Below are 13,096 nucleotides of genomic sequence, written 5' to 3'. Positions count from 1 at the left end.
TGGCAGAAGGGGTCTGGAGCTGAGGAGGGGGGTGAAGAAGCAGAACAGCGCAGACAGAGCGGACGAAATGGAACGGACAGACTGGAACGGACAGCAGGGCCCGATGGCAAGACGCCCCCACCGGGTGAGCGGTGAGGGCGTCTAGCGGCTTGCGTCGATCAGCGTGGCTGACCCCGCCGGCTCATCAGGCGTCGATACGCTTGTACTTCATGCGCTTGGGAGCATCGTTGCCGACGCGCGCGTGATAGTCCGCTTCGTACTCGGTATAGCTGCCTTCGAAGAACACCACGTTGGAGTCACCCTCGTAGGCGAGGATGTGGGTCGCGATGCGATCCAGGAACCAGCGGTCGTGCGAGATGACCATCGCACAACCCGGGAAGGCCAGCAAAGCCTCTTCCAGCGCGCGCAGGGTCTCGATGTCCAGGTCGTTGGACGGCTCATCCAGCAGCAGCACGTTGGCAGCCTGCTTCAGGGTCTGGGCCAGCTGCAGACGGCCACGCTCACCACCGGACAGATCAGACAGACGCTTCTGCTGGTCGGTGCCCTTGAAGTTGAAGCGGCCGACATAGGCGCGCGACGAGACTTCATGGCCATTGATGTTGAGCATGTCCTGACCGCCGGAGACGGCTTCCCAGACGGTCTGATTGTCTTCTAGGCCATCACGCAGCTGTTCGACGTAGGCGACCTTGACGGTCTCGCCCAGCACGACTTCGCCGCTGTCCGGGGTGTCCTTGCCGGTCACCAGCTTGAACAGCGTGGATTTACCTGCACCGTTGCCGCCGACGATACCGACGATGGCACCCGGGGGGATGGTGAAGGACAGATCATCGAACAGCAGCTTGTCGCCGAAACGCTTGGTGACGTTGTGCAGCTCGATGACCTTGTCGCCCAGACGCGGTCCCGGCGGAATGTAGATCTCGTTGGTCTCGTTGCGCTTCTGGAAATCACCGGACTGCATTTCCTCGAAGCGGTTGAGACGCGCCTTGCTCTTGGCCTGACGGCCCTTGGGGTTCTGACGAACCCATTCGAGCTCCTGCTGGATGGCCTTGTTGCGTGAGGCTTCCTGCTTGGCTTCCTGTTGCAGGCGAGCGTCCTTCTGCTCGAGCCACGAGGAATAGTTGCCTTCGAAGGGAATGCCCTGGCCACGGTCCAGCTCGAGAATCCAGCCGGCGACGTTGTCGAGGAAGTAGCGGTCGTGGGTGATGGCGACCACGGTGCCGGAGTAGTCGTGCAGGAAGCGTTCCAGCCAGGCGACGGATTCGGCGTCCAGGTGGTTGGTCGGCTCGTCCAGCAGCAACATGTCCGGGCTCGAGAGCAGCAGACGGCACAGTGCGACTCGGCGGCGCTCACCACCGGACAGCACGCCGACATTGGCATCCCACGGCGGCAGACGCAGCGCTTCGGCAGCCACTTCCAGCTTGCGCTCTAGGTTGTGGGCGTCGGAGGCCTGGATCAGGTCTTCCAGCTTGGCCTGACGCGCGGCGAGGGCGTCGAAATCGGCGTCCGGCTCGGCATAGGCGGCATAGACTTCATCAAGTTCGGCCTGGGCGTTCTTGATGTGGGCCAGGGATTCTTCCACGCACTCGCGCACGTTCTTGGAATCATCCAGTTCCGGCTCCTGGGGGAGGTAGCCGACATTCAGACCCGGCATGGGACGTGCTTCGCCGTTGTAGTCCTGATCGACGCCGGCCATGATGCGCAGCAGCGAGGACTTGCCCGAGCCGTTGAGACCGAGCACACCGATCTTGGCACCCGGGAAGAAGGACAGCGAGATGTCCTTGAGAATCTCGCGCTTCGGGGGAACGACCTTGCCCACCCGGTTCATGGTATAGACGTATTGCGCCATGGAATCCCAATTTGGTTGGAGAATGGAATGACGCGCAGATGATAGTGCCCGGCGTCACGCTTGGCCAGCCGGGCAGCCTGTGCCCGGCGAGCGCGGCGACTCACTGCATGACATTCCCTGTCCTGACGTCGATCCCTTCCATGGCCTGACCGCTCCCCGGCATCCCTTCCCCTGCACGCCGCTGGTGGCGAGCTTACTCCTCTTCGCCCCAGTCGCTGGCGTCGATCAGGTCATCGTCGTCGGCTTCATCGTCCCAGCCTTCGCGGATGGAGCGAGCCAGGGCGCGCTCCTCGAGCAGGGCTTCAAGACGTTGGCGAGAGTCATTGCGTTGTGGCTTGGCAGGTGCGCTGGAGGAAGACAGCTCGAAATCCACTTCGGTGGGGCTGTCTTCGGCGAGTGCCGTGGCATCGATATCATCGAGGAATTGTTCACGGGCCATGGGCGGACCTCACGATCTTGGAACGACCTGCCCGATATCCAGCGCCTGGACTGGCCTGTGACACCGGGCACCGCCAGCGGCGATGCGCCGAAGGCTCTCTGGCTATATACCGCCCGTCGGCGAGGATGACAAGCCTTTCGCTCGGCCTGTCAGGGCTTTCGCCAACGGCCAATGGCGAGAGGCCCCATAACGACAACGCCCACCGGTGGGGTGGGCGTTGATGGTGCCAGGCGGCACCTGATCTTCAGTGACTGCTCTGCAGTGACCGTTCTTCAGTATGCGGCCTTCAGCGTCCGGCGGTCAGTTGGACTCGCTGGGGTGCTCCGCGCGCAGGCGTTCCAGCTCTTCCTTGGCGGTCATCAGGCCGGTGACATCCTTCTGGACACCGACGAAATACTGCAGATTGTCATGCTCATCGAAGACAGGTGTCATGGAAAGTTCATTCCAGAACAGGCTGCCATCCTTGCGATAGTTGCGCAGTATCTCGCGGCACGGGCGCTTGTCGCGCAGCGCAGCGCGGATGTTGTCCAGCTGCGGCTGATCGCGGTCATCATTCTGCAGGAAGCGGCAATCGCGGTAGAGAATCTCGTCGGCGCTGTAACCGGTGAGGCGCTCGAAGCCCTGATTCACGTAGATCAGGATGTTCTCGTCGCCTTCCTGTTCCGCCACCACGATGCCATCGTCCGAGGCATTCACGACTCTCTCGAGCAGCTCGGGGCTGATCATGTGGGGTCTTTTCATCTGACTCTGATCCTTGCGGCTTAAGAACCCGGCCCTGAAGACCGAGCCCGAGAGTACGGGTATAGGGTGCCTGTCCGTGTGCCCGGACATTCCAGCACCATGATCGGTTTCACTATGGCGGGGAGACGCGGCTTATGCAATCGCAGCCGCTAATGTGACAAGGCCCGACATGGTTGTCAGGCCCTGTTAGCGTAGGAGTCGATCAGATGAAGAAGGGGAGAGAGGGGTAGCAGGGGTAGCAGGGGAGCCGTCACGCCCGCCCCGGATGCTCAGTCGTCCTCCACCTCCGGCAAGCGCCGCGCGCAGAGTGCGGCGCAGGCCGCGACGACCGCCAGAATCATCAGCAACCATTCACTGCCCAGCCACTGGGCGAGCCCGCCGATCAACAGCCCCAGTACCAGCATCAGCACGCCGGTCAGGGTGTTGGAGAGCGCGACATAGAGGGCGCGATTGTCAGAGGTGGCGAGATCGACCACGTAGGTCTTGCGCCCCAGGCGGATACCGGCATGGGCGATCACCAGCAGACCGTAGACCAGTGCATAGCTCCAGATGCTGTCGGCCAGCGCCTGTGGCCACCAGGCCATGCTGCCGGCCAGGGCGCAGCAGACGGCAGCGCCGGCCCCTGCGTTGCGCATCACGCGGCGGCTGGAGGTGTCGGCCAGCCTGCCCCAGATGGGACTGGCCAGCATCCCGGCCAGTCCTGATACCACCACCAGCACGCCCAGACCACCCAGACTATCACCGCTCTGCTGCTGGCCGAGCAAGGCGATATAGGGCAGTGCTAGGGCGCTTGAGAGCAGCAGGGCGCGTGCCAGATTGAAGTTGCGAAAGGCGGCGTCATGCTTGAGCTGGATGACCCCGTCGCGCACCGTCTCCCAGGCATTGGCGCCGCCGCTGGTGGCACCGCTGTCCTCGCGGATCATGGCGGCGCACAAGGCATTGAGTGTCCAGCCCAGCGCCGCGATGGCCATCAGTATCGCCAGCACCTGCTGCCCGGGCTGCTCGCCCAGCAGCATCAAGGCGACGCCGGCCAGCAGGGTCATCGCCCCCGCCACACTGCCACTCCAGCCCATCAGGCGCCCACGGCGCTGCTTGGCGATGGTCTTGCCCAGCACGTCCTTGGTGGCGATGGAGGCCACCCCGCGCCCGAGCGACAGCAGGATCAACAGGACCAGTACCAGGCTGCCCGCGAGGGTGCCATCGAGTCCGTGACGCGCGGCGAAGTTGCCCTCGGCAAGCAGGGTGATCATCACCAGCCCCAGCGCCATCAAGGCCTGGGTGGAGGCCCCGGCGACCCACACCCACTTGCGTTGCGGCAGCGGGCGAATGAAGCCTGCCACCAGCAGTTGAGGCAGCAGGGCGCCGGCCTCGCGAATCGGCACCAGCAGTCCCACCATCCACACCGGCGCCCCGATCAACCCCAATAGCCACGGCAATACCAGTCGTGCACTGGCCATCTCGTCGGCAAGCTTGGTGCCCAGCGAGGCCAGCAGGTGACGCCAGAAGTTGCCGGGCTGCTGGTGACAGGCATCCTCGGAGATGTCCTTGCACATGCGCGAATCTTCATCGCCGGTCATGCGCTCGAAGAAGCGACTCTGTCCGCTGCCCGACGGCCTCTCGTGGGCTTTGTCTGCAGACTCCCGCTCAGTCTCGCGGTCTTTAGCGTCTGTCGGTGAGGAGGCCTCGGTAGAGGAAGGCAGGGGTGACATGTGGCCAGGGCTCCGCTATCGGCGTCGTTTACGGGAAGTCGTGATGCAGATCACGTCCGTACTGCCGGTTGAAGAAGGATCGATCGCAGTGCGACCTCAACTGAAGGAATGACTGCGCCAAGTATAGTTTATGTACAGTTTGTGTGTAGCTTTATGGTGTTGACCATTGCGCGACAGTGCAGTGAAGTGATCATTACATCATTGATTGGAGCAGGCACCACCATGGATCAGGCATCCACGCTGAAAGTCCGGATTCACTACTGCACCGGCTGCAACTGGCTGTTGCGAGCGGCCTGGTATGCACAGGAACTGCTGTCCACCTTCGGGGAAGACCTCGGTGAGGTGGCCTTGGCGCCGAGTCACGGCGGCCATTTCGAGGTGCTGTGCCAGGCCACTCCAGATTCGGAGTGGCTGGTGTTGTGGGAGCGCAAGCGCGACGGCGGCTTCCCTGACAGTCGTGACCTCAAGCAACGCGTGCGTGATGTGCTCGATCCTGAGCGCGATCTAGGTCATATCGACCGCGCCAGTCGTGAGCAGGGCGCGTAAGCAGCGCTTGCTCCGCCTTGGGCGCGCTCACCACCACTTCTTGCGCTTGAGCAGCCACAGCTGCATCGCCACCACGCCCAGCGTGATGCCGACGAAGGCAGCGAAGCCCCACTGGCTGTCGCTGCCCGGTATGCCGCCGACGTTGACCCCCAGCAGGCCGGTGAGAAAGCCCAGCGGCAGGAAGACGGCGGTGATGACCGACAGCAGATACATGCGCTGGTTGAGCTGTTCGTTGTGCTCGCTCATGCGCTGTTCATGGATGATCAGCGCGCGTTCCTGCATGGCCTGAAAATCCTCCACGTAGCGCGACAGCTGGTTGGCGATCTCGCGCAGGTCCAGACGCGCCTGTTCATCGATCCACAATGGCCCCTGGGAGAGTTGTGCCAGACAGTCGCGCTGCGGCCCCATGAAGCGTCGCAGGGTGATCAGGGGACGCCGCAGGCGCGTAATGTCATCGGGGTCGATCTCGACATCATTGAGCTGGTCTTCCTCGAGGATGGCGAGCTGCTCATCGAGGCGATGGCTGAGCTCCGCCACGCGATCGACCAGCGCATCGCTGAGCATCGCCAGCAGCCAGGAGATGCTTTCCGCGCCCTGGCCGGCTTCCAGTTGCTCACGCACCTGAGTGATTGACTGGAACGGTCGGCGGCGCAGGGTGATCAGGCGGGTCGGGCTCATCCACAGGCGCAGTGACAGCAGGTCTTCCGGCGCGGCGCCGGGATTGAGGTTGATGCCGCGCAGCGTGGTGACCATGCCGCCGCCGAAGCGCGCCACGCGCGGGCGGGTGTCCAGCTCGGTTAGGGCCTCGATGCTTGGCTCATCCAGCTGGGCAAGGTCGTCCAGATAGTCATTGACGTCGCCGCGGGTGTAATCGAGGTGCATCCAGATCAGCGCGTCGGGGTCCTGCCATTGCTCACGCAGGCTGTCATCATCGAGCAGTCTGGCGCCGCCCTTGCCATCCAGGCGATAGGCGCTGACCAGTGCCGTGATCGGGGGATCTTCCGCGGGGGGCGCAGGTGTCGGCGCGGCTTGCGGATCGGTGGCGTCACTCATTCACGAAATTCCTTTTTGGTGGCGCGGCTTGCAGCAGCGGGCAGGGCACGCGATGCTCGAATGTCAGGCCGTGGGCAGTGTCGCTGCCATCGCCATGCCACTCATCGCCAGGAAGGCGATACCCGAAATGCGAGGAAGGATGCCATGAGTCAGGATAGGGAAGCCATGCTCTACGGTCTGGGTGCCGTGGCCCTGTGGTCGACGGTGGCGACCGCCTTCAAGCTGGCACTTGCGCAGATGTCGCCGCTGGAGCTGGTATGGCTGGCGGCACTGGTGTCGTGGCTGTTGATCGGCGTGCTGATGTGGCGTCAGGGCAAGCTGCGCGAAGCGCTCACCACCGGCTGGCGGGGCGGTTGGCGCACGGCACTCTGGGCTGGCCTGATGAATCCGGTCGGCTACTATCTGGTGCTGTTCGGCGCCTACGCGCGGCTGCCGGGCCAGGAGGCGATGGCGCTCAATTACACCTGGGCGCTGGCGATGGCCTTTCTCGCCGTGCCGATTCTCGCGCAGCGCCTGACGCGCATCGACGTCGCGGCGGGGCTGATTGCCTACGCTGGTGTCTGGACCATCGCCACGCGAGGCGAGATATTCGATGTCGCCTTCGCCGACCCGCTGGGCGTCGGGCTGGCGCTGGGCTCGACCCTGCTATGGGCGCTCTACTGGTTGCTCAATGCGCGTGATCCGCGCGCGCCGCTGGTCGCCCAGTGGCAGAACTTCAGCATCGCCTTGCCGGTGCTGACGCTGCTGGTGGCCTTCGGGCCGGGCTTTGGCAACTTCATCGGCGCAGGCGCCAACCCCCAGGCGCTGACGGCGGGTATCTATGTCGGCCTGTGCGAGATGGGCATTGCCTTCGTGCTCTGGCAGCTGGCGGTGCACAAGGTATCGCGCACCGCCAAGGTCTCCAATCTGATCTTCCTGTCGCCCCCCATCTCATTGACGCTTCTGCACTTCATCGTCGGCGAGCCGATTCTGACCTCGACGCTGGCAGGGCTGGTGCTGATTCTGGCCGGACTCGGTCTGCAGCAGCTGCAGAAGGCGCCGGCGGAGCTGTCACGGTCGACCTGAGCGAGCTGCGCCGTCAGTGCACAGCCCGCCACTCGATCGTCAGTCGTCGGGCAGGATGAGGCGATCGGCATCCACCACGATCAACGGGTCCGGGGTGCCGATCATCTTCTTGTCCTTGCCGGGGTAGTCGAGCTGACTGAGCACATGGCGCAGCGCGCCGATACGGGCCCGGCGCTTGTCGTCGGAGCGGATCAGCGTCCAGGGGGCATGATCGCTGTGCGTGCGCGCGAACATCGCCTCGGCGGCATCGGTGTACTCATCCCATTTCTCCTGCGCCACGGCGTCCATCGGTGACAGCTTCCAGTGGGTCAACGGGTCGGCGGCGCGCTTGGCGAAGCGGATCGATTGCTCCTCGCGGGACACCGAGAAGTACAGCTTGACCAGGTGCAGGCCATCCTCGACCCACAGACGCTCCTGCTGGGGCACCTGAACCAGGAAGCGTTCGACTTCTTCCGGCGTGGCGAACCCCATCACCGCCTCGACCCCCGCGCGGTTGTACCAGCTGCGATCGAACAGCACGATTTCCCCACTGGCGGGAAAGCGCGAGACATAGCGCTGGAAATACCACTGGCCCTTTTCCGTCTCGTTGGGCTTGTCGAGGGCGACGATGCGCGCGAAACGCGGATTGAGATACTCCATGAAGCGCTTGATGGTGCCGCCCTTGCCGGCGGCGTCACGCCCCTCGAAGACGATGGCCAGGCGTCCGCCACTGTCACGCAGCCAATGCTGCACCTTGAGCAGCTCAATCTGCAGCGCGCGCTTCTCGGCTTCATAGACCTTGCGCTTGAGGCGCTCGTCGTAGGGGTAGGCGTCACTGGAGACCGGCCCCAGCGTCATGCGCGGGGCATCGCCAGTGGCGTGCTTCTTGCCGGCCTTGCCCATGGTGTCCTTGCTCTTGGCATCCTTGGCCTTCGAATGCGCCTTGCCGACATCCGCCTTCCTGTTGTTGGATTTACTCATGGCAGTACTCCCTGTGAGGATGGGGCCTGGCCCCGGGGACTGGCGATCGGCGCTCAGCGGCGACTCGGTGGCAGGGCTGTTGGAGTCAGCGATGCAAGGCCTCATGGCCCCGGTGGCCTGCCTGACAGGCATTGATCAGCCAGGTGCCGATTGTCATCTCGCGGCAAGGTAGGCGCATGCAAGCTGGCGAGACATGCGCCGCGCCTGATATTGATTACTCCGCTGACGTCGCGTGTTGCGCCAGTGGCGCGAGTGTCGGCCAGATGGTGTCGAGCAGCTGCGGTTGTGCCTTGGCGGTGGGGTGGATGCGGTCCTGCTGCATCAGCTTCTCGCTGGCCGGGGCCGTGGCGATGCCTTCGAGGATGAAGGGCACCAGCGGCACGGAATATTCGTCGGCCAGATCCCGGTAAACCTGACGGAAGGCATCGGTGTAGGCCGGGCCGTAATTGGGCGGAATCTCGATGCCGAGCAGCACGGGCTGGGCATCGGCGTCTTCCACGGCCTCGATCATGCTGGCCAGATTGGCCTGCATGCGGGCGGGTGGCAGGCCACGCAGACCGTCGTTGCCGCCCAGTTCGATCATCACCAGTGAAGGGTCGTGTCGCTCGAGCAGGGCCGGCAGACGATTGAGGCCACCTTCGGTCGTGTCGCCGCTGATGCTGGCATTGATGACCTCAGGCGCATCGTTGCCCAGGCGGTCCTCGAGGCGCTCGTCGAGCAGTGCGACCCAGCCCTCGCTGCTGTCGATGCCGTAGCCGGCCGAGATGGAGTCACCGACCACCAGCCACGGGGCCGGCGCATCGGCCAGCGCCATCTGAGGTGTCAGCACGGCCACGAGGCTCAGTGCCGTACTGGCGAGGGCATTGCGCAGCCGCTTGAGCCCCGGCGTGCCGGAGGCTCTGCCACCGCTCGCCAGGCACTGGGTGTCACGGCGATTCACTAGCCATTTCTGCATTCATCATCTCCATCATCTGCACACTATTCATACCCGATTCGGGGTCTGGAGTTCGTGCCCACCCCGTTCTCTACCATAAGCGAGCAGACACGATGTCACATAACGCCTCCATTAACGACGTGACCCCTGAGTCGGATCAAACCTCGTCAGACGCGCAGGCCAGCGCAACGCCTGCACCGGTGCTGGAAGTGAGCGGGCTGGCGCAGCGGGTGACCAGTGGCGAAGGGCGCCTGACCATCCTCGAGGACCTGGAGCTTGCCGTGCAGGCCGGTGAAAGCGTCGCCATCATCGGGGCCAGCGGTTCCGGCAAGTCGACGCTGCTGGGCCTGCTGGCGGGTCTGGACAGCCCGAGCGAGGGCGATATCCGCCTGTTCGGAAGCTCGCTTGCAGGGCTTGACGAGGATGGCCGTGCGGCGCTGCGTGCGGGACAGGTCGGCTTCGTGTTCCAGAACTTCCAGCTGCTGCCGACGCTGACGGCGCTGGAGAACGTGCTGATGCCGCTGGAACTGGCCCCGCAGGGCGATATCGAGGCGCAGGCACGTGACTGGCTGGCGCGGGTCGGGCTGGGAGAGCGACTCGACCACCTGCCGCGTCATCTGTCCGGTGGCGAGCAGCAGCGCGTGGCCATCGCGCGTGCCTTCGTCGCGGGGCCGGGGCTGGTGTTCGCCGATGAGCCGACCGGCAACCTGGATACCGCCACCGGCGAGCGCATCGCGGAGCTGCTGTTCACCCTCAACCGTGAGCGGGGCACCACGCTGATTCTGGTCACCCATGATCTGACGCTGGCCAGGCGCTGTGATCGCTGCCTGAATCTCGAGGCCGGCAAGCTGGTGGAGTGGAAGGATGACGCGAGCGCACCGGCCGTGGCGACGCCACAAGGAGGCGACGATGTCTGAGTCCCGGGTGTCTGACCACGCGGCGACATCTTCCGCCAATGCCCAGCGCACGCGTGGGGCGCGTCTGCCGCTGGCACTGCGTGGCCTGCTGCGTGATCTGCGTGCCAGTGATGTGCGCGCGCTCTTTCTGGCGCTGATGCTGGCGGTCGCCGCGACCACCATGATCGGCTTCTTCCTTGACCGACTCGACCGCGGCCTCAATCGTCAGGCGAGCCAGCTGCTCGGCGGGGACCTGGTGCTGGAGTCCAGCAACCCGCTCGATCCGCGCTTCGCCGAGGCCTTCCGCGCGGCGGGGCTTGAGATGTCGCCGCAGCTGGGCATGGTCTCGATGGCCTCCCACGACGACAGCTTCGTGCTGTCGAGTCTCAAGGCGGTGTCGCCGGGCTATCCGCTCGCCGGCCGGGTGGAACTGGAGTCGGACGCCACGGACGAGGAGGCTCAGGCGCCAGGCACCAGCTCGCGCGCGGAGATCCCGCCGCCGGGCGAGGCGTGGATCGTGCCGCGTCTGGCCATGGCGCTGTCGGCCGAGGTCGGCGATACCCTGACGGTCGGGCGCAAGCAGCTCACCATCAGTGGCCTGATCACGCGTGAGCCTGATCAGCAGGGCGGCTTTTCCGAGTTCAGCCCGCGCCTGATGTTCAACATGGAAGATCTCGACGCCACCGGTCTGATCCAACCCGGCTCGCGGATGGAATATCGCCTGCTGGCGGCGGGCGATCCGGCGTCGGTGCAGCAGGCACGTGATGCCATCGCGCCGCTGCTGGCGAGTGCCGACAACGCCGAGGTGCGTCTCAAGGACGTGCGCGAAGACCGCCCGCGTCTCGGGCGCTCTCTGGAGCGTGCCGACAAGTACCTGAGTCTGGCCGGGCTGGTGGCGGTGCTATTGGCCGGGGTCGCGGTGGCGATGTCGACGCGCCGCTATGTGGAGCGCCACCTGGATAGCGCCGCGCTGTGGCGCTGCTTCGGTGCCTCTCAGCGTCAACTGTCACGGCTGTTCGCGGCCCAGCTCGGCTGGTTGGCCCTGCTGGCGAGTACCGGGGGAGCGGTGCTGGGCCTGTTGGGCCAGATGGGACTGGTGGCGTTGCTGGAGCGCTTCCTGCCGCTGGAGCTGCCCGCACCGGGGCCGCTGCCGCTGGCGTTGGGAATTCTGACGGCGCTGGCGGTGCTGGTCGGCTTCGCCGGCCCGATGCTGCTGCGCCTGCGTCAGGTCAGCGCACTCAAGGTGTTGCGGCGCGAACTGGCCCCGCTGCCTGCCTCGGCGTGGGTGGTGGTGGCGATCGCCAGTCTGGTGTTCGGTGCCCTGATGTGGCTCTACTCGGGTGACCTCACTCTGGCGGCCGGTCTGCTGGTCGGTGGCATCATCGCGCTGGGGCTCTTGATGGTGGTGGGGCAGCTGCTGCTGTCGCTGATGCTCAAGGTGGTGGCGCGCATGCGCGGTCAGGGTGGCTGGAGTCGCCCGATTCGCCTCGCCGGCGGCATGCTGGCCAGGCGACGCGGTGCCAGTCTCGGTCAGCTGGTCGCCTTTGCCGTGACCTTCGCGGCGATGGCGTTGATCGCGCTGGTGCGCGGTGACCTGATTACCCGCTGGCAGGCGCAGATCCCGACCGATGCGCCCAATCACTTCGCGATCAATATCCAGCCTGGAGAGCAGCAGGCCTTCGGCGAGCAACTGACCGCGATGGTGGATGAGCAGGCCGGCGACAGCCAGAGCGAGCTCTACCCGATGGTGCGTGGTCGCATCACGGCGCTCAAGGGCGAGTCGCTGCTGGGACGCACCCAGCAGCGACTCCAAGCTGCTGGCAGCAATACGTCGGCCCAGTCGGATCAGCCGGCGGCAGGCGGCATGCAGGAAGGACGCAGTGATGAGGGGGACGGCGAGCAGCAGGGCGTCCCGCAGCGTGAGCTGAACCTGACCTGGCATCGTGATCTGCCGGACCACAACCGCCTGTCGGCGGGCGAGTGGGCGCCGATCAGAGACTTCGCCGAGGCAGACAGCGAGACGCGCCGCCGCCTCGCCGCCACGCAGGGCGTGCCGGTCTCGATGGAGGAGGAGCTTGCCGAGCGCATGGGGCTGGTCATCGGTGACAGCCTGTCGTTCACCATCGGCAGCGAGACCGTCAAGGCGCAGGTGGTCAATCTGCGCCATGTCGACTGGGACAGCTTCCTGCCCAACTTCTACGTCATCTTCCCGCCCGGCGCGCTCGAGAGCTTCGCCCACAGCTACATGACGGCGTTTCATCTCGAGGATGAGCGCAAGCTGGCGCCGCTGGTGCGTGACTATCCCAGCGTGTCATTGATCAATATCGACGCCATCCTGACCCGCGTGCAGGAGCTGATCGCCCAGGTGTCGCGTGCGGTGGAGCTGATTCTGGGGCTGGTGCTGCTGGCGGGAGCCAGCGTGCTCTACGCGGCGCTGGTGGCCAGTCGTCCGGCACGTGAGCACGAAGGCGCGCTGTACAAGGTGTTCGGCGCCGGCCAGGGACTGCTGGCACGCTTGCAGGCCGCGGAATTCGTGCTGCTCGGTCTGCTCAGTGGTCTGCTGGCGGCGATGCTCGCCGAAGGGGCGGCGGTCGGTCTCTATTCCGGCTGGCTGGGGCTGCCGGTGGTGCTGCATCCGTGGCTGTGGGTGCTGCTGCCGCTGGCGGGTGGCGTGCTGATCGGCGGGCTGGGCTTCTGGCTGTCGAGAGAAGTTAGGCGCCAGCCGCCGATGGCGGGGCTGCGCGCCCTGCAGTGAGCGCCATCAGGCCTCGTCATCGCAGCGCCGGATGATGACGCCTGACGACGTCAACCTGCGGCCTCATGATCGTTGTCTCGGTCATGGGGCCGTCTTGCGTTAACAATGATGCTGATTCATGTGAATCGGACCGCTGGCTGAGGTATCATGCT

The 13,096-nt window shown here is 65.1% G+C and carries 11 protein-coding genes; 4 read left to right on the top strand and 7 right to left on the bottom strand.

Annotated elements, in window-relative coordinates:
• Positions 1–184: 184 nt before the first annotated feature.
• The 4 genes from ettA to AC5WNI_RS12740 all read right to left on the bottom strand — a co-directional run bounded on the left by ettA (position 185) and on the right by AC5WNI_RS12740 (position 4,603).
• Positions 185–1,846: an energy-dependent translational throttle protein EttA gene (gene ettA / locus AC5WNI_RS12755; protein ID WP_175088526.1), complete on the bottom strand. Its 1,662-nt coding sequence runs from the start codon at positions 1,844–1,846 to the stop codon at positions 185–187.
• 193 nt (positions 1,847–2,039) lie between these two features.
• Complete coding sequence (locus AC5WNI_RS12750) at positions 2,040–2,285, bottom strand: PA3496 family putative envelope integrity protein (RefSeq protein ID WP_175088527.1); 246 nt, start codon at positions 2,283–2,285, stop codon at positions 2,040–2,042.
• A gap of 300 nt (positions 2,286–2,585) precedes the next feature.
• The gene (locus AC5WNI_RS12745; protein ID WP_043331389.1) at positions 2,586–3,026 is read right to left on the bottom strand and encodes a PAS sensor domain-containing protein; all 441 of its coding nucleotides are present in this window, start codon (positions 3,024–3,026) and stop codon (positions 2,586–2,588) included.
• A 269-nt stretch (positions 3,027–3,295) separates the two neighbouring features.
• Positions 3,296–4,603: an MFS transporter gene (locus tag AC5WNI_RS12740; protein WP_285461273.1), complete on the bottom strand. Its 1,308-nt coding sequence runs from the start codon at positions 4,601–4,603 to the stop codon at positions 3,296–3,298.
• A 354-nt stretch (positions 4,604–4,957) separates the two neighbouring features.
• Here AC5WNI_RS12740 and AC5WNI_RS12735 point away from each other — a divergent pair, with 354 nt between their 5' ends.
• Positions 4,958–5,281, top strand: coding sequence for an Rdx family protein (locus tag AC5WNI_RS12735; RefSeq protein ID WP_175088529.1), 324 nt, complete (start codon positions 4,958–4,960; stop codon positions 5,279–5,281).
• Between the two features lie 27 nt (positions 5,282–5,308).
• On the opposite strand, the gene AC5WNI_RS12730 is transcribed toward AC5WNI_RS12735, so the two are convergent.
• Positions 5,309–6,334: a zinc transporter ZntB gene (locus AC5WNI_RS12730; protein ID WP_285461244.1), complete on the bottom strand. Its 1,026-nt coding sequence runs from the start codon at positions 6,332–6,334 to the stop codon at positions 5,309–5,311.
• A gap of 144 nt (positions 6,335–6,478) precedes the next feature.
• Here AC5WNI_RS12730 and AC5WNI_RS12725 point away from each other — a divergent pair, with 144 nt between their 5' ends.
• Positions 6,479–7,399, top strand: coding sequence for a DMT family transporter (locus AC5WNI_RS12725; protein WP_175088531.1), 921 nt, complete (start codon positions 6,479–6,481; stop codon positions 7,397–7,399).
• Between the two features lie 39 nt (positions 7,400–7,438).
• Here the strand turns inward: AC5WNI_RS12725 and ppk2 are convergent, their stop codons facing one another.
• Together ppk2 and AC5WNI_RS12715 are read right to left on the bottom strand one after the other, a co-directional pair.
• A complete protein-coding gene (gene ppk2 / locus AC5WNI_RS12720) occupies positions 7,439–8,359 on the bottom strand; it encodes a polyphosphate kinase 2 (protein ID WP_495928539.1) in 921 nt (306 codons plus the stop codon).
• Positions 8,360–8,573: 214 nt separating this feature from the next.
• Positions 8,574–9,314: an arylesterase gene (locus AC5WNI_RS12715; protein ID WP_352230734.1), complete on the bottom strand. Its 741-nt coding sequence runs from the start codon at positions 9,312–9,314 to the stop codon at positions 8,574–8,576.
• A 92-nt stretch (positions 9,315–9,406) separates the two neighbouring features.
• On the opposite strand from AC5WNI_RS12715, the gene AC5WNI_RS12710 reads away from it, so the two are divergent.
• Together AC5WNI_RS12710 and AC5WNI_RS12705 are read left to right on the top strand one after the other, a co-directional pair.
• A complete protein-coding gene (locus AC5WNI_RS12710) occupies positions 9,407–10,210 on the top strand; it encodes an ABC transporter ATP-binding protein (RefSeq protein WP_495928538.1) in 804 nt (267 codons plus the stop codon).
• Positions 10,203–12,944 (top strand): ABC transporter permease, encoded by a 2,742-nt coding sequence (locus tag AC5WNI_RS12705; protein WP_495928537.1) that lies wholly within the window; start codon positions 10,203–10,205, stop codon positions 12,942–12,944. The genes AC5WNI_RS12710 and AC5WNI_RS12705 overlap by 8 nt, the downstream gene beginning before the upstream one ends.
• Positions 12,945–13,096: the final 152 nt, after the last annotated feature.

The organism is Cobetia sp. PDI-12MA (genome assembly GCF_059507695.1).
The sequence above is the reverse complement of the archived record's forward strand: the minus strand, read 5'-3'. Positions and strand labels throughout refer to the sequence as shown.

Coding starts and splice junctions, on each gene's coding strand:
- ettA (WP_175088526.1), bottom strand. CDS start 1,846: ATGGCGCAATACGTCTATACCATGAACCGGGTGGGCAAGGTCGTTCCC.
- AC5WNI_RS12750 (WP_175088527.1), bottom strand. CDS start 2,285: ATGGCCCGTGAACAATTCCTCGATGATATCGATGCCACGGCACTCGCC.
- AC5WNI_RS12745 (WP_043331389.1), bottom strand. CDS start 3,026: ATGAAAAGACCCCACATGATCAGCCCCGAGCTGCTCGAGAGAGTCGTG.
- AC5WNI_RS12740 (WP_285461273.1), bottom strand. CDS start 4,603: ATGACCGGCGATGAAGATTCGCGCATGTGCAAGGACATCTCCGAGGAT.
- AC5WNI_RS12735 (WP_175088529.1), top strand. CDS start 4,958: ATGGATCAGGCATCCACGCTGAAAGTCCGGATTCACTACTGCACCGGC.
- AC5WNI_RS12730 (WP_285461244.1), bottom strand. CDS start 6,334: ATGAGTGACGCCACCGATCCGCAAGCCGCGCCGACACCTGCGCCCCCC.
- AC5WNI_RS12725 (WP_175088531.1), top strand. CDS start 6,479: ATGAGTCAGGATAGGGAAGCCATGCTCTACGGTCTGGGTGCCGTGGCC.
- ppk2 (WP_495928539.1), bottom strand. CDS start 8,359: ATGAGTAAATCCAACAACAGGAAGGCGGATGTCGGCAAGGCGCATTCG.
- AC5WNI_RS12715 (WP_352230734.1), bottom strand. CDS start 9,314: ATGCAGAAATGGCTAGTGAATCGCCGTGACACCCAGTGCCTGGCGAGC.
- AC5WNI_RS12710 (WP_495928538.1), top strand. CDS start 9,407: ATGTCACATAACGCCTCCATTAACGACGTGACCCCTGAGTCGGATCAA.
- AC5WNI_RS12705 (WP_495928537.1), top strand. CDS start 10,203: ATGTCTGAGTCCCGGGTGTCTGACCACGCGGCGACATCTTCCGCCAAT.